This is a genomic window from Nocardiopsis sp. EMB25 (assembly GCF_026797795.1).
Taxonomy (GTDB): Bacteria; Actinomycetota; Actinomycetes; order Streptosporangiales; family Streptosporangiaceae; genus Nocardiopsis; species Nocardiopsis lucentensis.
In genome coordinates this window covers 4,215,711-4,238,954 of the sequence record NZ_JAMTDN010000001.1, presented here as the reverse complement: position 1 = coordinate 4,238,954, position 23,244 = coordinate 4,215,711, and the positions used below count along the sequence as shown (strand labels likewise).

General features: G+C 71.9%; 17 protein-coding genes. 10 read left to right on the top strand and 7 right to left on the bottom strand.

Features of this window, described 5'->3' with window-relative positions; genetic code table 11:
* Positions 1-35 precede the first annotated feature (35 nt).
* The 5 genes from KIK06_RS18370 (at position 36) to guaA (ending at position 10,026) form a co-directional block, all read left to right on the top strand.
* Positions 36-1,541: a 3' terminal RNA ribose 2'-O-methyltransferase Hen1 gene (locus KIK06_RS18370; protein WP_268644353.1), complete on the top strand. Its 1,506-nt coding sequence runs from the start codon at positions 36-38 to the stop codon at positions 1,539-1,541.
* On the top strand, positions 1,538-4,144 hold the full coding sequence (locus tag KIK06_RS18365; RefSeq protein WP_268644351.1) for a polynucleotide kinase-phosphatase: 2,607 nt from the start codon (positions 1,538-1,540) through the stop codon (positions 4,142-4,144). The genes KIK06_RS18370 and KIK06_RS18365 overlap by 4 nt, the downstream gene beginning before the upstream one ends.
* A gap of 319 nt (positions 4,145-4,463) precedes the next feature.
* Positions 4,464-6,896, top strand: coding sequence for an endonuclease/exonuclease/phosphatase family protein (locus tag KIK06_RS18360; RefSeq protein ID WP_442789780.1), 2,433 nt, complete (start codon positions 4,464-4,466; stop codon positions 6,894-6,896).
* A 170-nt stretch (positions 6,897-7,066) separates the two neighbouring features.
* Positions 7,067-8,080: a UDP-glucose 4-epimerase GalE gene (gene galE / locus KIK06_RS18355; RefSeq protein WP_268644346.1), complete on the top strand. Its 1,014-nt coding sequence runs from the start codon at positions 7,067-7,069 to the stop codon at positions 8,078-8,080.
* 365 nt (positions 8,081-8,445) lie between these two features.
* Positions 8,446-10,026 (top strand): glutamine-hydrolyzing GMP synthase, encoded by a 1,581-nt coding sequence (gene guaA, locus KIK06_RS18350; protein WP_017597102.1) that lies wholly within the window; start codon positions 8,446-8,448, stop codon positions 10,024-10,026.
* 229 nt (positions 10,027-10,255) lie between these two features.
* On the opposite strand, the gene KIK06_RS18345 is transcribed toward guaA, so the two are convergent.
* Positions 10,256-10,708, bottom strand: a complete 453-nt coding sequence (locus KIK06_RS18345) for a hypothetical protein (RefSeq protein ID WP_268644344.1) — start codon at positions 10,706-10,708, stop codon at positions 10,256-10,258.
* 200 nt (positions 10,709-10,908) lie between these two features.
* Positions 10,909-12,822 (bottom strand): serine/threonine-protein kinase, encoded by a 1,914-nt coding sequence (locus tag KIK06_RS18340; protein ID WP_268644342.1) that lies wholly within the window; start codon positions 12,820-12,822, stop codon positions 10,909-10,911.
* A gap of 260 nt (positions 12,823-13,082) precedes the next feature.
* On the opposite strand from KIK06_RS18340, the gene KIK06_RS18335 reads away from it, so the two are divergent.
* The 4 genes from KIK06_RS18335 to KIK06_RS18320 all read left to right on the top strand — a co-directional run bounded on the left by KIK06_RS18335 (position 13,083) and on the right by KIK06_RS18320 (position 17,984).
* Positions 13,083-14,027: a 4-(cytidine 5'-diphospho)-2-C-methyl-D-erythritol kinase gene (locus KIK06_RS18335; RefSeq protein ID WP_268644340.1), complete on the top strand. Its 945-nt coding sequence runs from the start codon at positions 13,083-13,085 to the stop codon at positions 14,025-14,027.
* An 82-nt stretch (positions 14,028-14,109) separates the two neighbouring features.
* On the top strand, positions 14,110-14,820 hold the full coding sequence (locus tag KIK06_RS18330) for a thiamine pyrophosphate-dependent enzyme (protein WP_017597098.1): 711 nt from the start codon (positions 14,110-14,112) through the stop codon (positions 14,818-14,820).
* A 10-nt stretch (positions 14,821-14,830) separates the two neighbouring features.
* Positions 14,831-15,730 carry a transketolase family protein gene (locus KIK06_RS18325; protein ID WP_017597097.1) on the top strand — a complete coding sequence of 300 codons (900 nt, stop codon included), beginning with the start codon at positions 14,831-14,833 and terminating at the stop codon, positions 15,728-15,730.
* Between the two features lie 478 nt (positions 15,731-16,208).
* Positions 16,209-17,984 (top strand): ABC-F family ATP-binding cassette domain-containing protein, encoded by a 1,776-nt coding sequence (locus tag KIK06_RS18320; protein ID WP_268644336.1) that lies wholly within the window; start codon positions 16,209-16,211, stop codon positions 17,982-17,984.
* 82 nt (positions 17,985-18,066) lie between these two features.
* On the opposite strand, the gene KIK06_RS18315 is transcribed toward KIK06_RS18320, so the two are convergent.
* Entirely contained in the window at positions 18,067-18,528 is a 462-nt protein-coding gene (locus tag KIK06_RS18315) for a carboxymuconolactone decarboxylase family protein (RefSeq protein ID WP_268644334.1), read from the bottom strand.
* A 192-nt stretch (positions 18,529-18,720) separates the two neighbouring features.
* Here KIK06_RS18315 and KIK06_RS18310 point away from each other — a divergent pair, with 192 nt between their 5' ends.
* Positions 18,721-19,605, top strand: coding sequence for a sigma-70 family RNA polymerase sigma factor (locus tag KIK06_RS18310; RefSeq protein WP_268644333.1), 885 nt, complete (start codon positions 18,721-18,723; stop codon positions 19,603-19,605).
* Between the two features lie 48 nt (positions 19,606-19,653).
* On the opposite strand, the gene KIK06_RS18305 is transcribed toward KIK06_RS18310, so the two are convergent.
* The 4 genes from KIK06_RS18305 to KIK06_RS18290 all read right to left on the bottom strand — a co-directional run bounded on the left by KIK06_RS18305 (position 19,654) and on the right by KIK06_RS18290 (position 22,914).
* Positions 19,654-20,610, bottom strand: a complete 957-nt coding sequence (locus KIK06_RS18305; protein ID WP_268644331.1) for a GDSL-type esterase/lipase family protein — start codon at positions 20,608-20,610, stop codon at positions 19,654-19,656.
* Positions 20,611-20,692: 82 nt separating this feature from the next.
* On the bottom strand, positions 20,693-21,202 hold the full coding sequence (locus tag KIK06_RS18300) for a MarR family winged helix-turn-helix transcriptional regulator (RefSeq protein WP_017597091.1): 510 nt from the start codon (positions 21,200-21,202) through the stop codon (positions 20,693-20,695).
* Positions 21,203-21,283: 81 nt separating this feature from the next.
* Positions 21,284-21,940 carry a TetR/AcrR family transcriptional regulator gene (locus KIK06_RS18295; RefSeq protein ID WP_268644329.1) on the bottom strand — a complete coding sequence of 219 codons (657 nt, stop codon included), beginning with the start codon at positions 21,938-21,940 and terminating at the stop codon, positions 21,284-21,286.
* Between the two features lie 14 nt (positions 21,941-21,954).
* Positions 21,955-22,914, bottom strand: coding sequence for an acyl-CoA desaturase (locus KIK06_RS18290; protein WP_268644327.1), 960 nt, complete (start codon positions 22,912-22,914; stop codon positions 21,955-21,957).
* Between the last annotated feature and the right edge of the window lie 330 nt (positions 22,915-23,244).

Sequence of the window (23,244 nt, the reverse complement as noted above, 5' to 3'; positions counted from 1 at the left end):
GGTCCGGGCGGTGGTGCCTCGTCCACAATGCATGGGTGCTACTGACGATCACGACCACGGCCACGCCCGCGACGGACCTCGGATACCTGCTGCACAAACATCCGGACAAGGCGCAGAGCTTCGAGCAGTCCTTCGGAACGGCGCACGTCTTCTACCCCGAGGCGACCGACGAGCGGTGCACCGCGGCGCTCATGCTGGAGGTGGACCCGCGGTCGCTGCTGCGCTCGCGCACGTCGGTGAACAGCCCCGACTTCGCGCTCGCGCAGTACGTCAACGACCGTCCGTTCGCGACGTCGTCGCTGTTCACGGTGGCACTCGGCCGGGTCTTCGGCAGCGCGCTCAAGGGGCGGTGCAACACCCGGCCGGAGCTGGCGCGCACGCCCATCCCCCTCACGCTCGCCCTGCCCGCCGTGCCCTGCCGGGGCGGGGCCGACCGTGCCCGGTCCCTCTTCGAACCGCTGGGCTGGCGAGTGGCGGCCGAACCCGTACCGCTCGACCCCGGCCTGCCCGGGTGGGGCGACTCGCACTACCTGTCGCTCACCCTGACCGGCACGATGCCGCTGTCCGAGGCGCTCAGCCACCTGTACGTGCTGCTGCCCGCGATGGACGGCGCCAAGCACTACTGGGTGGACGAGTCCGAGGTCGACAAGCTCCTGCGGGCGGGCGGCGCCACCGGCGGGGACGGCGACGACGGCCCGGGATGGCTGGCCTCGCACCCCGAGCGCGGCTGGATCACCCGCCGTTACCTCAACCGGCGCGACCGGTACGTGCGCACCGCCCTGGCGCGGCTGGCCGAGGCCGACGACCGCACCGGGGACGAGGAGGCCGACGACCCGGCGACCGAGGACACCGCGGCCGCCCCGGCACGCGAGGAGCGCGGCCCGTCCCTGGCCGAGCAGCGTGCGGGCGCCGTCCTGGCGGTGCTGTCCGCCGAGCGCGCCACCAGCGTCATCGACCTGGGCTGCGGGTCCGGCAAGCTGCTCGAACGGCTGGTCGAGGACCGCGCCCTGGAGCGGATCACCGGGGTGGACGTGAGCACCGTCAGCCTGGAGCGGGCCCACCGCGCACTGTGCCGGGGCTGTCACCCGGACGGACGCGGCCGCCACCGCCCCCTGTTCGCCGGTGCGGACGGGGCCCGGGAGGGGAGCGGCGACCGGCTCTCCCGGCCCGAGCTGCTGGTGGGCTCGGTCGTGTACCGGGACGCGCGGTTCTCCGGCCACGACGCCGCCGTCCTGATGGAGGTCGTCGAGCACCTCGACCCCTCGCGCCTGTCCGCGATGGAGGAGAGCGTCTTCGGCGCCGCCCAGCCCAGGGTCGTGGTGGTCACCACGCCCAATGCCGAGTACAACAGGCACTACGAGGGCCTGCCCGAGGGCGCCTTCCGCCACGACGACCACCGCTTCGAGTGGACCCGCGCCGAGTTCACCGCCTGGGCCGAGGGCGTGGCGGAACGGAACGGCTACGCGGTCCGCTTCCTGCCGGTGGGCCCGGAACACCCGGAGACCGGCGCCCCGACCCAGATGGGAGTCTTCACCCGATGAGCGAGATCGAGACCACCGAGCCCGCCGAGCCGCGGGTGCTCAGCGTGCCCAGGATGGGGCTGGTCGTGCTCGTCGGGGTGTCCGGCGCGGGCAAGTCGACCTTCGCGGCGCGCCACTTCCTGCCGACGCAGGTGGTCAGCTCCGACCACTGCCGCGGCGTGGTCAGCGACGACCCGAACGACCAGGCCGCCAGCGCCGACGCGTTCAAGCTGCTGCACACCATCGTGGACATCCGGCTGCGCCGGGGCCTGCTGACCGTCGTGGACGCGACCAACGTGCAGCGCGGCGCGCGCGAACAGCTCGTGCGCATCGCCAAGGACAACAACGTGCTGTCCACGGCGATCGTGCTCGACGTGACCGAGTCGGTGGCGGTCCGCCGCAATCGGGAGCGCCCCGACCGGTCCTTTGGCGACCACGTCATCCGGCGACAGCGCCGCGACCTGAAGTCGAGCCTCAAGAGGCTGACCCGCGAGGGCTTTCGCAAGGTGCACGTGCTGCGCGGCCCGGAGGAGATCGACGCGGCCACCATCGAACTGGAACGCGCCTGGCCGGACCGCACGGAGCTGACCGGCCCGTTCGACATCATCGGCGACGTGCACGGCTGCCGCGCCGAGCTGGAGGAACTGCTCGGCGATCTCGGCTACGCGCTCACCCGCGACGACGAGGGCCGACCGGTCGGCGCCCGCCATCCGCAGGGCCGCACCGCCGTGTTCGTGGGCGACCTGGTCGACCGGGGCCCCGACAGCCCGGGCGTGCTGCGGCTGGCCATGGGCATGGTCGCCGACGGCGACGCCCTGTGCGTGCCGGGCAACCACGAGAACAAGCTCGTACGCGTGCTCAAGGGCGCCAAGGCACAGCTCACACACGGTCTGGCCGAGACCATGGAGCAGCTCGGCCGCGAGAGCGAGGAGTTCCGCGCGCGCGTGCTGGAGTTCTGCGACGGGCTGGTGAGCCACCTGGTCCTGGACGAGGGGAGGCTGGTCGTCGCGCACGCCGGACTGAAGGAGGAGTACCACGGGCGCGCCTCCGGCCGGGTGCGCTCCTTCGCCCTGTACGGCGACACGACCGGCGAGACCGACGAGTACGGGCTCCCGGTCCGCCTGCCGTGGGCGCGCGACTACCGGGGCCGGGCCGCCGTGGTGTACGGGCACGTGCCCACGCACAAGGCGGAGTGGCTCAACAACACGATCTGCCTGGACACCGGCTGCGTGTTCGGCGGGCGGCTCACCGCCCTGCGCTACCCCGAGCGCGAGCTGGTCGACGTGGCGGCGCACCGCGTGTGGTACGAGCCGACCAGGCCGCTCGTGCCGGAGACGCCCGGCGGCGGGGCGGCCGACGAGGCCCGGTCGAAGCACACCCTGGACATCACCGACGTGGGCGTCGGCGACTTTCGCTCCGGAACGCACGTGGACACCGAACACGGCGCGGTACGCGCCGACGGCGGCAGCACCCTCGCGGCGCTGGAGGTGATGAGCCGGTTCGCGGTCGACCCGCGCTGGCTGCTGTACCTGCCGCCGACCATGGCCCCGGCGCCCACGGCGACCGAGCCCGGCCTGCTGGAGCACCCGGCGGAGGCGTTCGCCGCCTACCGGGGCTCGGGGATCGGCCAGGTCGTGTGCGAGGAGAAGCACATGGGCTCGCGCGCGGTCGCGGTGCTGTGCCGGGACGAGACGGCGGCCGAACGGCGGTTCGTCCCGGGGGAGCTGGGAACCGTGTACACCCGGACCGGGCGCCCCTTCTTCGCCGACCCCGCGCTTCAGGCGGAGGTGGTCGACCAGCTGCGCGAGGCGGTCGGCGCGGCCGGACTGTGGGACCGGCTCGGCACGGACTGGGTGGCCCTGGACGGGGAGATGCTGCCGTGGTCGGCCAAGGCCCGGTCGCTGATCCGCGAGCAGTACGCGTCGGTGGGCGCCGCCGCGCGCGCCGCCCTGCCCGCGGCCGGGGCGGCGCTGGCCGCGGCGGCCGGGCGCGGCGTGGACGTGGCCCACCTGGCCGCGACCGTGGAGCGCCGGACCGGGCAGATGGAGGAGTTCAGCCGGGTGTACCGGCGCTACTCCTGGGACACCGACGGCGCCGCGGGGCTCCAGTACGCGCCGTTCATGGTGCTGGCCTCCGAGGGACGGGAGTACACCGACGCCGACCACCTGTGGCACATGGGGGTCGCCGAACGGCTCGCGGAGGTGAGCGGTCTGGTGCGCTCCACCCGCTACCTGGTCGTGGACACCACCGACCCGGACGCGTGCGCCGCGGCCGCCGGCTGGTGGTGGGAGCTCGTGTCGGCGGGCGGTGAGGGCATGGTGGTCAAGCCGGTGCTCGGCGCCCGGGCGCGGGCGCGCAAGGGCCTGGCCCAGCCGGGACTGAAGGTGCGCGGCCCGGACTACCTGCGGATCATCTACGGCCCCGACTACACCGAACCGGAGCGGCTGGAGGCGCTCAAGGAGCGCCGTTCGCTGGGCCGCAAGACGGGGCTGGCGATGCGCGAGCACAAGCTGGGGCTGGAGGCGCTGGCGCGGCACGCCCGGGGCGAACCGCTGTGGCGGGTGCACGAGGCGGTGTTCGCGGTCCTGGCCCTGGAGTCGGAGCCGGTCGACCCGCGGTTGTGAGGCCAGGACACCGCTGAGGGAGTCCTGGGCGCCCGAACACGGGCCGAAGCGAAGCGGAAGGCCCGAGACACAGCACGGCCCCGCCCGATCCGGGCGGGGCCTTCGCGTGTCCGGGGCGCTGGGGCGCGCCCCGGATTCGGAGGATCGCACGATAAATGGCAGGCTGACTTGTCGTCACATCCCACCAAACCGGGCTGTGCGTCGTCTCCTTTTCACGTTCGCTCTTCCGGACGGTCATGCGCGGGGGTGATGATGTGCACGCCCACAAGGCCGACAAACCCCGAATACCCCCTCAAACCCCCACACATACGGAGAAGGCGTGTCCCCAACCCCTTCCAGAACGCCGGCGAGACGCGTGCTCGCGTCGACCTCCGCCACGGCGGCCCTGATCCTGACCGCCACCCTCGCGGCGGCCGCCCCCGCCGCCGCCGAGCCCACCACACCCGTCATCAGCGAGGTCTACGGCGGTGGCGGCAACAGCGGAGCCGAGCTGCGCCACGACTTCGTCGAACTGGGCAACCCCACCGACGCCGCCGTCACGCTCGACGGCTGGAGCGTGCAGTACCTCCCCGCCAGCCCGAGCTCCGGCACCCGCGCCCAGGTCACCGAGCTGTCCGGATCCGTCGACGCCGGGGGCCACTACCTGGTCCGCCAGGGCCAGGGGTCGGGCGGCAGCGTCGACCTGCCCGCCCCCGACGCCACCGGCGGCACCGCCATGTCCGCCCGCTCGGGCGCGGTCCTCCTGGTCCGGGGCACCGACCCCGTCACCTGCCGCACCGCCGTCGAGTGCGCCGAGGAGGAGGGGGTCGTCGACGTCGTCGGCTACGGCGACGCCGTCGTCTTCGAGGGCGCCCCGGCCGCGCGGCTGAGCAACACCGCCTCCGCCGCCCGCGACGACGCCTTCACCGACACCGGAAACAACGCCGCCGACCTCACGTCCGGTCCCCCCACCCCCACCAACGCGGCCGGGGAGACCCCCGGCGACGGCGGAGGGGACCCCGACCCGGGCGAGCCCGGCGACCTGCGCGTCCACGACGTCCAGGGCACCACCCGCACCTCCCCCCACGAGGGTCGGCGGGTCAGCGGCGTCCCGGGCGTCGTCACCGCGGTCAACCGCTTCGGTTCCGCGCAGGGCTTCTGGTTCCAGGACCCCGAGGGCGACGACGACCCGCGCACCAGCGAGGCGCTCTTCGTCTTCACCGGCTCCACCACCCCCGACGTGGCCGTCGGCGACGAGGTCCTGGTCGGGGGCCGCGTCAGCGAGTACCGGCCCCAGACCGACGCGCACACCATCACCCAGCTCTCCGGGGCGAGCTGGACCACCGTCTCGTCCGGCGCCGACCTGCCCGGGTCGGTGCTGCTCGACGCCGACGCGGTCCCCGACGAGTACGCCCCCGACCACGGCGGCGACATCTCCGACCTCGACCTGCGCCCCGGCACCTACGCCCTCGACTTCTGGGCCGCCCACGAGCACATGCTCGTCCGGGTGGAGGACGCGCCCGTCATCGGTGAGACCGACCCCTACTCGGCGCTGTGGGTGACCACCGACCCCGACGGCCGCGACGCCACGGTCAACGGGGGAACGCTCTACGGCTCCTACGACGAGCCCAACCCGGGCCGGATCAAGATCGAGTCCCTGCTCGACCGCGACACCCACCCCTTCCCGCGGGCCAACGTGGGCGACACGCTCACCGGCGTCACCGAGGGGCCGCTCTACTACAGCCGGTTCGGCGGCTTCCTCATCCGCGCCACCACGCTGGGCGAGATCGTCGGGGGCGACCTGGAGCGCGTGCCCGCCCGGGCGGCCGCCCCCTACGAGAACACCATCGCCACGTACAACGTCGAGAACCTCGACGGCGCGGACGACCAGGCCAAGTTCGACGAACTCGCCCGGGGCATCGTCGACTACCTGGGCTCCCCGGACATCATCGGCCTGGAGGAGATCCAGGACGACAACGGCCCCGTCAACGACGGCACCGTGGACGCCGACCTCACACTCCGCCGCCTGACCCGCGCCATCCACGCGCAGGGCGGACCGCGCTACGCCTGGCGCCAGATCAGCCCCGAGGACGGTCAGGACGGCGGCCAGCCGGGCGGCAACATCCGCAACGTCTTCCTCTTCGACCCCCAGCACGTCCGCTTCATCGACGCCGGGGAGCCCGACGCCACCACCGGCGTCGAGGTCCTGGAGGGGCCGCGCGGACCCGAGCTCAGCGTCTCCCCGGGCCGCATCTCCCCCGAGGACGAGGCGTGGGACTCCAGCCGCAAGCCGCTCGTGGGCCACTTCCGCGTGCGCGGGCGGGACCTGTTCGTGGTGACCAACCACTTCAACTCCAAGGGCGGGGACCAGTCCCTGCACGGGGTCGTCCAGCCGCCCGAGCGGTCGAGCGAGGTCCAGCGCAACGCGCAGGCGCGCCTGGTCAGGGAGTTCACCGACGAACTGTTCGCGGTGGACCCGGACGCCAACGTCGTGGTCATGGGCGACCTGAACGACTTCCCGTTCTCACCGACCCTGGACATCCTCACCGGGGACGGGCCGCTCACCAACCCGATGTCGGACCTGCCCGAGAACGAGCGGTACAACTACGTCTTCGACGGCAACTCACAGGCACTCGACCACATCCTGTTCAACGCCGCGCTGGCGGGCCGGATGGACTACGAGGTCGTACGGATCAACTCCGAGTTCCACGACCAGGTCAGCGACCACGACCCGCAGGTGCTCTACCTCGACATCCGCGGGGGCCGCGGGTAGCGGCGGCACGGCGCGCCGACGCGGGCGCGCCACCCGGTCACCGGGGGAGGGAACCGGCGCGGTCCCTCCCCCGAGCCGTGCCCCGGGGAGCCCGGAGCGCGTCCGAACGGCGCCTATCCTGGGGGCGTCCGCGAAGCGGCGGACGGACCTCGACCCTGGGGAAGCGAGAGATGCACGTACTCCTCACCGGCGGCGCCGGGTACATCGGCACGCACACCGCCGTCGAACTCCTCGACGCCGGGCACGACGTCGTGGTCCTCGACTCCCTGGTCAACAGCCACGGGGAGGCGCTGCGGCGGGTCGAGCGGATCACCGGCCGCGCCGTCACGTTCCACCGCGCCGACTGCACCGACCCGGCCGCTCTGCGCCGCGTCCTGGGCGAACACGACGTCGACGCCGTCATCCACCTCGCCGGGCTCAAGGCCGTCGGCGAGTCCGTCGAACAGCCGCTGCGCTACTACCGCAACAACCTGGACGCCCTGCTCACCCTGGCCGAGGCGATGGACGAACACGGTGTCCGCGACCTGGTCTTCAGCTCCTCCGCCACGGTCTACGGCGATCCCGAGCGGACCCCGATCACCGAGGACGGCGCGCTCAGCGTCACCAACCCCTACGGCGCCACCAAGCTCTTCGCCGAGCGGGTCCTGCGCGACCTGACCGCCGCCGACCCCCGCTGGCGGGTCGTCGCGCTGCGGTACTTCAACCCCGTCGGCGCGCACCCCAGCGGCCTGATCGGGGAGGACCCCCAGGGCGTGCCCAACAACCTGTTCCCGTACATCGCGCAGGTCGCCGCCGGGCGGCGCGAGCGCCTCCAGGTCTTCGGCGACGACTACGACACCCCCGACGGCACCGGCGTGCGTGACTACCTGCACGTCGTGGACCTGGCGCGCGGCCACCTCGCCGCGCTCGCCCACCTGGCCGACGCCCCGGGGTGGCGCACGTACAACCTGGGCACCGGACACGGGACGTCGGTCCTGGAGAGCATCAGCGCCTTCGAACGGGCGACCGGGGCCACCATCCCGTACGAGGTGGTCGGCCGCCGCCCCGGCGACATCGCCGTCTGCTACGCCGACCCGTCGGCCGCCGCGCGCGACCTGGACTGGAAGGCCGTGCGCACGGTCGACGACGCGTGCGCCGACGCCTGGCGCTGGCAGAGCGCCAACCCGAGGGGCTTCGCGGGCTGAGGCGTGCTCTTCGCGGGCTCGGGGCGTGGGGAACGGGGATCCTTCATCCTCGGCGGCGCCTGTCGCTCGTTCCTCGCTCGCGGCTTGCCTCGTCTTGCAGGACCCCGTACGCCCCTCTGTGTTGATGCGGCCTCGCGGGCTCGGCCGGGGCTCGGGGCGTGGAGAACGGGGGTCCTTCATCCTCGGCGGCGCCTGTCGCTCGTTCCTCGCTGGCGGCTTGCCTCGTCTTGCAGGACCCTGTACGCCCCTCGCCGCGCCCAGATGTGGGGGAGCACACCCGGTCGGAGCTTCCCACCAAGCCGAACGCGCGGAACACGCCCTAGACTGGGCGTATATCCCTGTACTTCTGCGGAAGGTCCTCCGTCGTGTCCGTTGGTGCTGACAGCACGTTCGACACCGTCCTCGTCGTGGACTTCGGCGCGCAGTACGCGCAGCTGATCGCACGGCGTGTGCGGGAATGCCACGTGCACAGCGAGATCGTGCCCTCGACCATGCCGGTCGAGGAGATGCTCGCGAAGAACCCCAAGGCCATCATCCTGTCCGGTGGCCCCTCATCGGTCTACGCGGAGGGCGCCCCCAACGTGGGCGCCGAACTCTTCGAGACCGGGGTGCCCACCTTCGGCATCTGCTACGGCTTCCAGGCCATGACCCGTGCCCTGGGCGGCACGGTCGACCGGACCGACCTGAGCGAGTTCGGCCGCACCGAGCTGTCCGCCGTGACGGACTCCCTCCTCTTCGAGGGCGTGCCCGAGGACCTCCTGGTGTGGATGTCGCACGGCGACTCCGTCGTCCGCGCGCCCGAGGGCTTCCGGACCACCGCCAGCACCGCCGGAGCCCCGGTCGCCGCCTTCGAGGACACCGAACGCCGCCTCTTCGGCGTGCAGTTCCACCCCGAGGTCATGCACACCGAGCACGGCCAGGACGTCCTGCGCCGCTTCCTGTACGAGGGCGCGGGCTGCCGCCCCACGTGGACGATGGTCAACATCGTCGAGGAGCAGCTGGAGCGCATCCGCGAGGAGATCGGCGACAAGCGCGTCATCTGCGGGCTGAGCGGCGGCGTGGACTCCGCCGTGGCCGGCGCCCTGGTGCAGCGGGCCGTCGGTGACCAGCTCACCTGTGTGTTCGTCGACCACGGTCTGCTGCGCAAGGGCGAGGCCGAGCAGGTCGAGAAGGACTTCGTCGCGGTCACCGGCGTGAGCCTGAAGGTCGTCGACGCCGAGGACCGGTTCCTGACGGCGCTGTCCGGGGTCACCGACCCGGAGGAGAAGCGCAAGATCATCGGCCGCGAGTTCATCCGCGTGTTCGAGCAGGCGGCCCGCGAGATCGTCGTCGAGAGCGGCGAGCACGGAGCCGAGGTCGAGTTCCTCGTCCAGGGCACGCTCTACCCGGACGTCGTGGAGTCCGGCGGCGGCACCGGCACCGCGAACATCAAGTCGCACCACAACGTCGGCGGACTGCCCGACGACCTCCAGTTCACCCTGGTCGAGCCGCTGCGCGAGCTGTTCAAGGACGAGGTGCGCAAGGTCGGCGAAGAGCTGGGCCTGCCCTCCGAGATGGTGTGGCGCCAGCCGTTCCCGGGGCCGGGCCTCGGCATCCGGATCATCGGCGAGGTGACCCGCGAGCGCCTGGAGGTCCTGCGCGAGGCCGACGCCATCGCCCGCGAGGAGCTCACCCGCGCCGGACTGGACCGTGACATCTGGCAGTGCCCGGTCGTGCTCCTGGCCGACGTCCGCTCGGTCGGTGTCCAGGGCGACGGCCGAACCTACGGCCACCCCGTGGTACTGCGCCCGGTCAGCAGCGAGGACGCGATGACCGCCGACTGGTCGCGCGTGCCCTACGACGTGCTCGCCCGTATCTCCAACCGGATCACCAACGAGGTGCGCGAGATCAACCGGGTGACGCTGGACGTGACCAGCAAGCCCCCGGGCACCATCGAGTGGGAGTAGGGGCCGGGTCCTTTTCCTGGAACGGTTCCCCAGGCGGTGCCCGAACACGGTCCGAAGCGGAGCGGAGGACCGGGAACGGCACGGCGGGCCCGGTACGCGCTGGTCCAGCGAGTACCGGGCCCGTTCGCGTCAGGCCGCGGTGAAACTCCGATAAGAGGGGGCCGTGGCGGAATTCCCATGACCGCTCAGGCTGGAGCGGTCATGGGAATTCCTCGGTCGGAATCTGTTGTCAGCAGGTCACGCGGTAGCTGGAGCTGGTCGCGGTGATCTTGTTGCTGTACCGGAAGACGGAACGGTAGTTGTGGTTACCGGACCCGGAGCAACTGGCCGAGAGCGTTTGGCTGGAGGGGCTCATGGAAGCGCTCGTCATGTCGGTCCACCCCCACCACCGGTGGCGCTGGAGGACGAATCTCCACTGGCCTCCGTAGTTGCATCCGGAGTAGGAGGCCTTGATGTTGCTGCCGGACTTGTAGGGTTTGCGCGGTCCTGAACAGGCGGCTGCCACGAGGGCCTCCATCTGCTCTTCCGACAGCTGGACCTCGACGGCCTGCTGGGGCTGCTGCGCGGACGGGGCGCTCTCCGCGCTGGCGGAACTCGCGGCGGAGATCTGGAACACGGTCGCCGCCATACAGGCGGCCGCCACGGCGGCAATGCCACGGGCCAGTTTGTTGCGAATCTTCACGATGGTTAACCCTTTCGTTATGCGTCGGTGAGTCTTTCGTTCTCTCCGACTTTCGTCAAGGGCTAAATTTGGCCATACCTGGCCATACGTGAATTGATCAAAGGTTTATTCGTGTTTTAGATCGATGATTATTCAACCTTTGACTATGGAATAGTCGTGTAGGGGTGAAAGGGTCCGGTCGCTGAACGCGCCCCGGGGAGTCAGTCCACCAGGTGCTCGATCGAGATCTGCGTTCGGTCCAGACCGGACCGGTGCGTCAGCTGCACGGTGGTCGGCCGTTCGCCCTCCTCGATGATGAAGGCCAGTTCACCGCCGACGGTGGCGCGGGGAGGGATTCCGCCCTGGGCCCACAGCCCGTCCGTGTCGCCCTCCAGGGGCGTCGGGCTCTCCGCCGGATAGGGGCTGACCCCACCCTCGACCAGAAGGTACTGCTGGTCGGAGAGGAAGCGCAGCTGCTCGTCGCCGAGGTTGGTCATCCTCAACCCCACGAAGCAGTACTGGCCGCCCTCGATTTCCGAACGGGGGAAGTACTCGTCGCGTGTGCGGTTGCAGTCGACGTCCTCGATCTCGTACTCGACCATGCCGTCGGCTGACCGGACCGGAGCGTCTCCGGGTACGGCGTCCTCGGAGGTCTCCTCCCTGTCCTCGGCGTCCTCCGACTTGTCCTCGTCCTCGGGTGCGGGCCGCTGGGCGCCGGACTGCTCCTGGCCGGAGTCACCGTCCGCGTCGGCGTCCGCCCAGGGCGCGCTGCCGTTCACCGTGGACAGCACGGCCAGCAGGACCGCGACGGCGATGAGGACGGCCGCCACGGCCGCCGCCAGACCCAGGACGATCCCCTTGCGCCGGTTGGGCGCGGCGGGTCGGTGCGGGGGCGGCGGGACCGGTGGGACGTAGGGCTGCGGTCCGGGGCGCGCCCCCTGCTGCTCGGCGGACGGCGCCATCGGGATCGGACCGGTCGAGGCCGGGTGCGGCTGCGCGGGCGCGGGGCGGCGCGGCGCGTTCTGGTTGCCCGGGGGCGGACCGGACGGGCGCGCCCCGGCGGGGCGCGCGGCCGGGGGCGGCGCCTGCGGCCGGGGGAAGGTGCCGGTCTGGTGGGCCGGGGGCGGCACCGGGCCGGCCTGGTAGCGGCCGGGCGGGGGCGGCGGGGGCCGCATGCCCGTCATGGTCTGCTGGGCGGGGTGCATCCCCGGCTGCGGGCCGCCGGGCGGCATGGGAGGCAGGTTCGGCCGCCACGACTGGTGCAGGGCGTGGGAGACCATGTCGTTCGGGTTGGAGTTGTCCTCGCCGCCGGCGAGCTCCAGGAGCAGATCCTGGGCGGTCGGCCGGCGCCCCGGCTCCTTGGCCAGGGCGCGCAGGACGAGCCGGTCCAGCGGGCTGTCCAGGTTCCCGATCTGCGGTTCGGCGAAGAGCACGCGCTTGCCCAGGGTCATGGCGTCGCCGTTGCCGAACGGGTGGGTCCCGTTGCCCGCGAAGGCCACCAGGCAGCCCCAGGCGAAGATGTCCGCCGAGGTGGTGACCTGTTCCTCCAGCAGCTGTTCGGGCGCCATCCAGCCGGGACTGCCCATGACGATGCCGGTCTGGGTGTGGTTGGTCGCGGTGTTCATCGCCCGGGCGATGCCGAAGTCGATCACGCGGGGCCCGGAGAGCGACAGCAGCACGTTCGCGGGCTTGAGGTCGCGGTGGACGAGCCCGGTGCGGTGGATGGCCGCCAGCGCCGCGGCCACGCCCAGGGCGAACCCGTGCAGGGTCGAGGAGTCCAGCGGCCCGTTCTCGGCGATGTGCTCGGCCAGAGCGGTTCCGGCGATGTACTCGGTGACCATGTAGGGACGGTTCTCGAACGTCCCGTGGTCGAGGACCTTGGCCGTGCAGAAGGAGGCGACCTTGCGGGCGTTCTCCATCTCGTCGCGAAAACGTGCCCGTGTCGCCTCGTCGAAGGCGAGTTCCGGGCGGATGACCTTGATCGCTACCTGGTTGTTCCTCTCCGCGGTACTGCCCAGGTAGACGGTGCCCATGCCGCCGCTACCCAGCTTCCCGGACAGCACGTAGGGACCGATGGTGGCCGGATCTCCGGCTGCCAGCGGTTCCAGGTTCTTCGGGAGCCCATCCGACGGCAAGCGACCCTCCCCGACGGTGTCCAAACTCCGCCTCGCCCCAAGGTAGCGGTGTTTGTGCCCTGATTCCCACCCGTGCGACGTTTCGGATCGTTCGGGGGAAGGGCGGTATCTGACATGACAGTGATGACTGATCCCCGATCGGAGCCCCTGGTTCGCGCCGACGGGTGTGATCCCGTCGGCGACGGGCGCGAGACACACTGCTTCCCCGGCCGGGGCATGTGTTCACGCAAGGTAGGGGGTTCCTTTACGATTGGGGACTCGTGACCGTTAGTACCACCGTAACCGTGCGGGTCCCCGCGAAGGTGAACCTCCAGTTGGCGGTGGGACCCAGACGTGAGGACGGGTTCCACGCCCTCGTCAACGTGTTCCACGCCGTCTCGTTGTTCGACGAGGTTACCGTCAAGGAGGCCCCTCCGCGTCAGGACTTCGGACTCGCGACGCTCACGGCATCCGGTGGGACGCGCGTGGACCTGGCCGGGGTTCCGCTCGACGCCACGAATCTCGCCGCGCGCGCGGCGGCCCTCCTGGCCGAGGAGACCGGCAAGGGGTCTCCCGTCGAAATCCACCTCGACAAGCGGATCCCGGTGGCCGGGGGCATGGCGGGCGGCAGCGCCGACGCGGCGGCGGCCCTGGTGGCCTGCGACCGGCTGTGGGGCTGCGGTCTGCCCCAGACGGACCTCATGGACCTGGCCGCACGCCTGGGCAGCGACGTGCCCTTCCCGCTGATGGGCGGTACCGCCGTGGGGACGGGGCGGGGAGAGATCCTGGAGCCCCTGGTCGCGCCCGGCCGGTACCGGTGGGTGTTCGCGCTCTCGTCGCGGGGCCTGTCCACGGCCAGGGTGTTCGGGGAGTACGACCGGTTGCGGCCCGACGCGCCCGCGCCGCGCCCCTCGCCCGCGATGGAGGAGGCGCTCGCGTCCGGGGACGCCGCGTCGCTGGGCGCCGCGCTCACCAACGACCTGGAGCGGGCCGCGCTGTCGCTGCGGCCGGATCTGGCGCGCGTTCTGGCGGCGGGCCGGGAGGCGGGCGCGCTGGGGGCCCTGGTGTCCGGCTCCGGGCCGACGTGCGCGTTCCTGGTGGGTGACGAGGACTCCCCGAAGGCGGGCGGGATCGAGGCCGAGGTGGTGCGCGCGCTGAAGGCCGCCGGGGCGGACTCGTGCGTTCCGGCCGGCTCGGGGGACGTCCTCGGCGCGACTGTGGTGTGACGCACATCACTTGATGAATCGCGGTCCGGGCCCGCGCCTCGCCATTGACCTCAACCCTTGTTGAGGTCGAAGACTGGGGTGCATGACGACCGCAGCCACTCTCTCGCGCTACGCCGACCTGCCCGTGCTCATCGGCCTCATGGAGGGCGACGAGAAGCACAAGGGCGCCGCCAACTCCACCCTCGACGTCCTGTGGGTGCTCTACGACCGTGTCCTGGCCGTCACCCCGGAGACCGCCGAGCACCCCGCACGAGACCGTTTCCTGCTGTCCAAGGGGCACGGGCCGGTCGCCTTCTACGCCGTTCTCGCCGCCAAGGGCTTCCTCGACGTGCCCACCCTGCGTGGATGGAGGGCGTTCGACTCACCGCTCGGCCACCACCCCGACCGCGTGCTCGTGCCCGGAGCCGAAATCGGTAGCGGTTCGCTCGGCCACGGGCTGCCGCTCGCACTGGGCACCGCCCTCGGACTGCGCGCCCGGGACGTGCGCCGCCCCGACGGCGCACCGCCCCGCACGGTCGTGCTCGTCGGCGACGGTGAACTCGACGAGGGCAGCAACCACGAGGCGATCACCGTGGCCGGGCGGCTGCGGGTCGAGGAGCTCACCACGGTGGTGGTGGACAACCGCTCCAGCGCCCACGGCTGGCCGGAGGGGATCGGCACCAGGTTCGAGACCGAGGGCTGGATCTCCCGCGAGGTCGACGGGCATGACCACGACGCCCTGCACACCGCCCTCACCGCGCCCCACCCGGGCCACCCACTGGCCGTCATCGCCCGCGTCCGCTCCAAGCGTTAGGAACACCGCCATGCGTGAGACCTTCGTCGAGACCGTCAACGCCGCCCTCACCGAGGACCCCCGCACCGCCGTCGTCCTCGCCGAGATCTCCGTCGACGGGTTCCGGCGGGCCGCCGTCCGGCACCCGGGCCGCGTGATCAACGTCGGCATCCGTGAACAGGCCATGATCGGCGTGGCGGGCGGCCTCGCCCTGGCCGGCATGCGCCCGATCGCGCACACCTACGCGCCCTTCCTCGTCGAGCGGCCGTTCGAGCAGATCAAGCTGGACTTCGGACACCAGGGGACCGGTGCGGTACTGGTGAGCATCGGCGGCTCCTACGACGCCTCGGTCGAGGGACGCACCCACCAGGCGCCCGGCGACGTGGCGCTCCTGGACACCCTCCCGGGGTGGACCGTGTACGTGCCCGGACACCCCGACGAGGTCCGCGACGCGCTCAGGGCGGCGATCCCCGGGAACGACCGGGTGTACGTGCGGCTGTCCGGAACCGCCAACCGGTCGCCACTGCCCGTGTCGGGCGGGCTGACCGTCGTGCGCACGGGGTCGCCCCGCTCGGCGGGGGTGGTTCTGGCGGTCGGTCCGATGCTCGATCCGGTCCTGGAGGCCACCGCCGGGCTGGACGTCACCGTCGCCTACACCGCGACCGTGCGGCCCTTCGACCGCGAGGGGTTGAGCGCACTGGTCGGCGCGGCGGGCAACGCGGACGTGCTGGTGGTCGAGCCCTATCTGAGCGGCACCTCCGCCCACGAGGTCTCCGCCGCCCTCGCGGACCGCCGCCACCGCCAGCTGGGCCTGGGGGTGGCACGTGACGCGGAACTGCGCGCCTACGGGACCCCGGCACAGCACGCGCGCGCCCACGGACTCGACACCGAGGGCATCGCGAAGGCGGCCAGGGAGTTCTTCCTCGTGTGAGGCACGGCGCCCTGCGTCCCCACGGTCCTGAGGCCGAGGTCGGTTGGGCCGGGAACAGGCCGGGGGCGGCGCGGGTTGTTGGTGGCGGGCCGGACACCGGCCCTGTCCCACGGGTCCGCCACAGGGCCTAGTGTGGGCCGTCGGGGTGTCCCGGTGAGTCGCGCGCACCGTGCCGGGACCGGCACGACGTCGGCGCGCGCCCGCGACCGATCACGGGCGGCGAGGTTCCGCCGTGCCCCCCGCAGCAGTGTTCTCGCAGTACGGAGAGGAAGTCAGACCAGGTGAGCATCAATGTGCTAGGGCGTGTGCCGTGGATGCTGCCCGTCGCGAGCGGCGTCTCCGGTGCGGCTCTCGCAAGGCCGAAGAAGGAGCCAGCCCGGGGTTGGCTGTCGACTGATGAGAACGCCGCGAGAGTTGTGCCGGGGCGTCGCGCAGCAGGGTATGTGTCCGCGGTACACGTCCTAGGGACGGCGGGCCGTTGACGAATCTGGTCAATCTCCAGGACGTGTCCCTGGCCTACGGGCCGCTCGTACTCCTCGACAAGGTGTCCCTCGGCGTGGACGAGGGTGAACGCATCGGCGTCGTCGGCCGCAACGGCGGCGGCAAGTCCACCCTGATCTCGGTGCTCTCCGGACGCACCGAACCCGACTCCGGCCGGGTCGTGCACAACCGCGGCCTGCGGACCGGGTTCCTCCACCAGCGGGACGACTTCCCCGACACCACGGTCGGCGCCTTCGTGCTGGGCGACCGCGCCGAGCACGAGTGGGCCGGTGACGCCCGCATCCGCGACATCCTGCGCGGTCTGCTCGGTGGCTGGGACCTGGACACCGACATGTCCGGCCTGTCCGGCGGCGAGCGCCGCCGGTCCGCGCTGGCGCGCCTGCTCGTGGACGACCATGACCTCATCGTCCTCGACGAGCCCACCAACCACCTGGACATCGAGGGCATCGCCTGGCTCGCCCAGCACCTCACCGGCCGTCCGGAGTCGCTCGTGGTCGTCACCCACGACCGCTGGTTCCTGGACGCCGTCACCACCCGCACGTGGGAGGTCGGGCGCGGCGCGGTCGAACGCTACGAGGGGGGCTACGCCGCCTACGTCCTCGCCAAGGCCGAGCGCGAACGCCTGGCCGCGGCCGCCGAGGAGCGCCGCCAGAACCTCATGCGCAAGGAGCTGGCCTGGCTGCGCCGGGGAGCCCCCGCGCGTACGTCCAAGCCCAAGTTCCGCATCGAGGCGGCCAACCAGCTCATCGCCGACGAACCGCCGGTCCGCGACACCGTCGAACTCGTCCGGTTCGCCAGCTCCCGGCTCGGCAAGACCGTCGTCGACCTCAAGAACGTGTCGGCCTCCGTGCCCGACCGCCTCCTGCTGGACGCTCTCACCTGGCAGCTCGGCCCCGGCGACCGGGTCGGCCTGGTCGGCGTCAACGGCGCGGGCAAGTCGACCCTGCTCCGGATCCTCGGCGGCGAGCGCGAACCCGACTCCGGTTCGGTGCGCACCGGAAAGACCGTCCGGCTGGCCCACCTGTCCCAGAACATCGCCGAGCTCGACCCCGAGGCGCGTCCGCTCCAGGCCGTCATGGACGTGCGCGAACACGTCACCATCGGCAAGCGCGACTACACCGCCAGCCAGATGCTGGAGCGCTTCGGCTTCCGGGGCGAGCGCCAGTGGACCCCGATCGGCGACCTGTCCGGCGGTGAACGGCGCCGCCTCCAGCTGCTGCGCCTGCTCATGGACGAGCCCAACGTGCTCCTGCTGGACGAGCCCACCAACGACCTGGACATCGAGACCCTCACCGAGTTGGAGGACCTCCTCGACGGCTGGCCCGGCTCCCTGGTGCTGGTCAGTCACGACCGGTACTTCCTGGAGCGGATCACCGACCGCGTGCTGGCCCTCATGGGCGACGGCACCCTGGCCTTCCTGCCCGGCGGCGTCGACGAGTACCTGGAGCGCCGCGCCGCCAGCGCGGAGCGGCCCTCCGTCCCGGCCGGCGCCTCGGAGGGGGCCGCGGCCCCGAAGGAGGAGCCCGCGGTCTCACCGGCCGAGCGGCGCGCCGCCCAGAAGGAGATGCAGCGGGTCGAGCGGCGGATGGACCGGATCGCCAAACGCGAGGCCGAGCTGCACGAGCTGATGGCCGCCGCGGCCGAGGACTACACCCGGCTGGCCGAGCTGGACGCCGAGGCCAAGGCCCTGGCGGCCGAGCGGGACGAGTTGGAGGAGGTCTGGCTGGCCCAGGCCGAGCTGGTCGGCGACTGACCGTGTCAGGGCGCCCGAACGGTGACCCCTGGGGCACGGGCCCGGTGGACGTCCGCCGGGCCCCGCCGCGTCCGGTCCCCGCTCAGCCCCAGGTGGTGCCCGCGGGCTCCTGGATGGTGACGTTGATCCTGTTGAACATGTTGGTCAGGCCGATCGTGAGGATGAGGGCGGACAGCTCCCGCTCGTCGAAGTGGTCGGCGGCCTCGTCCCAGACCTCGTCCGGCACCCGGTCGCGGCTCTGGTCGGCGATCCGGGTGGCGTACTCCGCCAGTGCCAGCGCGGCCCGTTCGGCGTCGGTGTAGAAGGGCGCCTCGCGCCAGGCCACCACCGAGGCGATCCGCTCCTCGGACTCACCGGCCCCGCGCAGGTTCACCACGTGTCCGTGGACGCAGGCGGCGCACCCGTTGACCTGGCTCGCCCGCAGCGCCACCAGCTCCTGGACGGCGTGCTCGAGGCCGCCCTCGCCGATCGCCTGGACCAGGCCGCCGATGCCCTTCATCGCGCTGGGCAGGACGGCGGCGGGGTTCTTCATACGTGCGGTCATGGGGGTTCTCCCTCGCGTGGTCCGCGGCGCCGCCGTTCGCGGCCCCGGCTCGTTCGCTCCGACACCCCCCTGACGGATCGCGCCGGACGGATGTGACCGCCGCCGGAGGACTTCTTCCGAACGGGCCCGCGCGGTCACGTTCACCGCCTCGCGCGCGTCACAGTGGTGACGCCCCCGAGGAAGGACACGACCGTGACCGAACACGAACTCCTGGCCCGCCGCTTCGAGGAGCACCGAGGGCACCTGAGGGCGGTGGCCCACCGGATGCTCGGCTCGATGAGCGAGGCCGAGGACGCCGTCCAGGAGTCCTGGCTACGGCTCGCCCGTTCGGCGGACGAGGACATCGACAACCTGGGCGGATGGCTGACGACCGTGGTCAGCCGCGTCTGCCTGGACCTGCTCCGCTCCCGGGCCGCGCGGCGTGAGTCCGCGTGGGAGGAACACCCGCCCGACCCGGTGGTGGCCCGCGTGGACGGCGAGGACCCCGAACATCGGGCGCTGACCGCCGACGCCGTCGGGACCGCCCTCCTCGTGGTGCTGGAGTCCCTCACCCCCGCGGAGCGGCTCGCGTTCGTCCTGCACGACATGTTCGGAGTGCCCTTCGACGAGATCGCGCCGATCGTGGACCGAACCCCCGAGGCGGCCAGGAAGCTCGCGAGCCGTGCCCGGCGGCGGGTCCGGGGAGCGGCGCCGGTCCCCGGACCCGAACCGGTGCGCCAGCGCCAGCTCGTCGACGCCTTCCTGAGCGCCTCGCGCGACGGCGACTTCGACGGGCTGCTGGCCGTCCTCGACCCGGACGTGGTCCTGTGCGCGGACACCGGTGCGGACGGCGGCGCGCTCACGGTCCGGGGCGCCCGGGCGGTGGCGGGACGGGCCTTCCTCTACCGGAGCCGCGCCACCGACCTCACGCCGTGGCCCGCCCTGGTCAACGGGGCCGCCGGGGTGGTCGCCACGGTCGGCGGACAGCCGGTGTCGGTGCTGGGCTTCACGGTCGTCGACGACCGGATCACCAGGATCGACATCCTCGCCGACCCGGCGCGGATCGCCCGGCTCGACCTGGCGGACTTTCGCGCCTGACCCGCGTCGCCCGTACGGGGGCGGGGCGCGCGGCCCCGCCCCGACGCGTCAATCGACCAGTTCGCCGAAGGCGGTGGCGATCTCCTGGGCGCCCGCCCGGTTGGTGTGGATGTCCGGGCCCCGGTCGACGTCGCACATCCAGGTCAGGTCGCAGATCCGCTGCACGTTCGTGGGCATGCCGGTCGCACTGTCCGCGGGCACCGCGAAGTCCGAGGACTCGAAGGCCCGCTCCACGTCGGCGACATCGACCCCGGCGTCCTCGTAGGTGGCGCGCAGGGACTCGTTCATCCGCTCCAGGACGTCGGCGGCGTAGGCGACCAGGTCGTCCTCGGGGGCCTGCGCGCCGTCCTCCGCGGGTGGGGCCTCGGCGCTGACGGGGGCCGCGGACGCTTCCGCCCCTTCGTCACCGCCCTCCAGCAGCAGGGCGGCCAGGAACGGGTTGTAGTAGGTCATCGCGATGATCTGGGTCTCCGGCCCCGCCGCCGCGCGCAGACGGTCGGCGATCTCGGGGACCTCGGTCCCGATCCGCTCCAGGCCGTCGTCCACGCAGGCCGTGTCGACCGCCGGGCCCTCCGGGTCCTCCAGGTCGCTCACGCACCCGGTGAAGTTGTTGCCCCCGATGGTGAGGGTGACCAGCTCGACGTCCCCTCGGTGCCCGGTGAGGAACTCCTCCGCCGCCTCCAGCTGGGACCGGCCCCCGTACCTCTCGTCGCAGCGGGGCAGGCCGCCCGCGATGAACGTGGTGGTGTCCTCGCCGCCGCAGCCCATCCGCTCGTGGCTCAGCGTCGAGTCCGCGTCGTACAGGTCCCGGTACAGCACGTCGGTGTACCCGTCGGCGGTCTCCCCGGGGATACCGCTCTCGTCGGGCTGCACACCCACGGTCAGGGAGTCGCCCAAGGACAGGTAGTAACGCTGCTCGACACCCGTGTCCTCGTCCCCGCCACCGCCGCAGCCCGTGGCGACCACGGCCGCGGCGGCCGTGGCCGCGATCCAGCGGAATCTCACTGTGCTCTCTCCAACCCATGCCTGGAATGTGGTTCGCGCCCAGACAGCGGTCTCCCGGTGAGAGACGGATACCGCCCGGTAACTAGCTTTGCGGACCAGAGGGTTCCCTGTCGAGGGGCGCGAGCAGGCTTCTCAGTAACGATGCGAGCCGCGCCCGGTCCTCGTCGGGCATGGGTTCCAGGAGCGATTCCTCGTATCGGACGAGCGAGGCCAGGGCGGCGTCGATACGTTCGGTGCCCTGCTCCGTGAGGCGGACCAGCACACCGCGCTTGTCGGCGGGGTCGGGCCGACGGCGGACCAGGCCCGCGGCGGCCAGGCGGTCGACCCGGTTGGTCATGGTCCCGGAGGTCACCAGGGTGGCGCGGAGCAGGCGCCCGGGGCTGAGTTCGTAGGGCGGACCGGAGCGGCGCAGTTCGGCGAGGACGTCGAACTCCCACGGCTCCAGGGAGTGCTCGGTGAAGACGGTGCGCCGGGCGCGGTCCAGGTGGCGTGCGAGCCGGGAGACCCGGCTGAACACCTCCAGCGGCGTCACGTCCACGTCCGGGCGTTCGGCACGCCACGCCTCGATCAGCCCATCCACCTCATCGCGCATGGGAACAGCATATCTCTTGACATCAAGATAGTGGGGCCGGTAAGAGGTACCGGCCCCACAGGCGACGTCCGCGTCCGCGGGTCAGCCCGAGCGGCGTCCGCGCGTGTTCAGGCCCGGTTTGGGCTCCAGACGCGCGAGTCCGTTCCAGGCCAGGTTGACCAGGTGCGCGGCGACCACCTCGCGTTTGGGCTTGCGCACCTCCAGCCACCACTGCCCGGTCAGGGCCCACATGCCCACCAGCGCCTGCGCGTACATGGGGGCGAGCACCGGGTCGTAACCGCGTTCGGCGAACTCGTCGACCATGATGTGCTCGACCTGGCTGGCGATGTCGTTGATCAGGCTGGCGAAGCTGCCCGTGCCGGAGGCCACGTGCGAGTCCCGGGTCAGAACCCGGAAACCCACGGTGTTCTCCTCGACGTAGCGCAGTAGCGCCAGCGCCGCCCGCTCGATCTTGTCGCGCGCGTGGTCGGCGGTGAGGGCCTCGCCCATCATGTCCAGGAGGGTGCGCATCTCCCGGTCGACGACGACCGCGTAGATGCCCTCCTTACCGCCGAAGTGCTCGTAGACCACGGGCTTGGACACACCGGCCCGTGCGGCGATCTCCTCGACGGAGGTCGCGTCGAACCCACGCTCGGCGAACAGCTCCCGGCCGATCTCCACAAGCTGTTGCCGACGCTCCTTGCCCGTCATGCGCTTGCGGCGCACGCGGGTCCCCTGCTGGCTGTCGGCTGCTCCCATGATGGCTACTGATCCTAGAGGCTGACCCGCTTGGCGGCGAGTCGTTCCGGGTTCGGCCAGCGGACCTTGGTCGCCCAACCGAACCGCTCGAAGATCCAGATGATCCGGGCGGAGATGTCGATCTGCCCCTTGAGCACGCCGTGGCGGGCGCACGTGGGGTCGGCGTGGTGCAGGTTGTGCCACGACTCGCCGAAGGACGGGATGGCCAGCCACCACACGTTGCGGGAGCGGTCGCGGACCTCGAAGTTCTCCTCGCCGATGGTGTGGCAGATGGAGTTGATCGACCAGGTGACGTGGTGCAGCAGGGCGACGCGCACCAGGCTCGCCCAGAAGAAGGCGGTGACCGCGCCCCACCAGGACATGGTGACCAGACCGCCGATGACGGCCGGGGCGGCCAGCGAGAAGAGGACGATCGGGACGAAGAGCTTGTCGACGAGGACGACGTCCTTGTCCTTGAGCAGGTCGGGGGTGAAGCGGCGGGGCGAGGTCTTCTTCTCGTCCAGGTACATCCACGCCATGTGCGCGTAGTACAGCCCCTTGGCCACGGACTTCCAGTCGTCGCCGAAGCGCCAGGGGGAGTGCGGGTCGCCCTCGGCGTCCGCGTACTTGTGGTGGCGCCGGTGGTCGGCCACCCACTTGATGACGCTGCCCTCGATGGCCAGGCTGCCCGCGACCGCCAACGCGATGCGCAGGGGGCGGTTGGCCCGGAACGACCCGTGGGTGAAGTGGCGGTGGTAGCCGACCGTGATCCCCAGACCGCTGATCACGTAGAAGACCGCGGCGATGGCGACGTCGACGAGGGACAGCCCCCAGCCCCAGAAGAACGGCACGGAGGCCAGCAGGGCGATCAGCGGGATGAACACGAAGGCGAAGACGGTGTAGCGCTCGGCCTTGCCGCGCGGCTCCGGTTCGTACTCGGGGATCGCCTCGCGTTTGGGGGGCGTGCCGATCGGGGCCTCGGGCGCTGCGGTCATGTCTCCACACCTCGTCAAGGGAGCGTCGTGTCGAGGTCAGGGCGGCGTTCGCAGGGCACGGGGCACCCGGGCCGACGGCCCAACCTATTCCTACGTAACCGTAACCTACGAACCCGTAGGTTTGGCAAGCCCCCCGGCGGAGGCGCTATGTTGGTGCCGAGCGTCTGGGGGTGCGAGGCCACGCCCAGTGCGTTCCCGGATGATGTAATCGGCAGCATGTGGGGTTTTGGTCCCCATCGTCCAGGTTCGAGCCCTGGTCCGGGAGCAGTCCATCCGAAGCCCGCCGAGGAGCCCGGGAGGCCCCGGGCGGTGGCGTGAACGGCGGCCCGG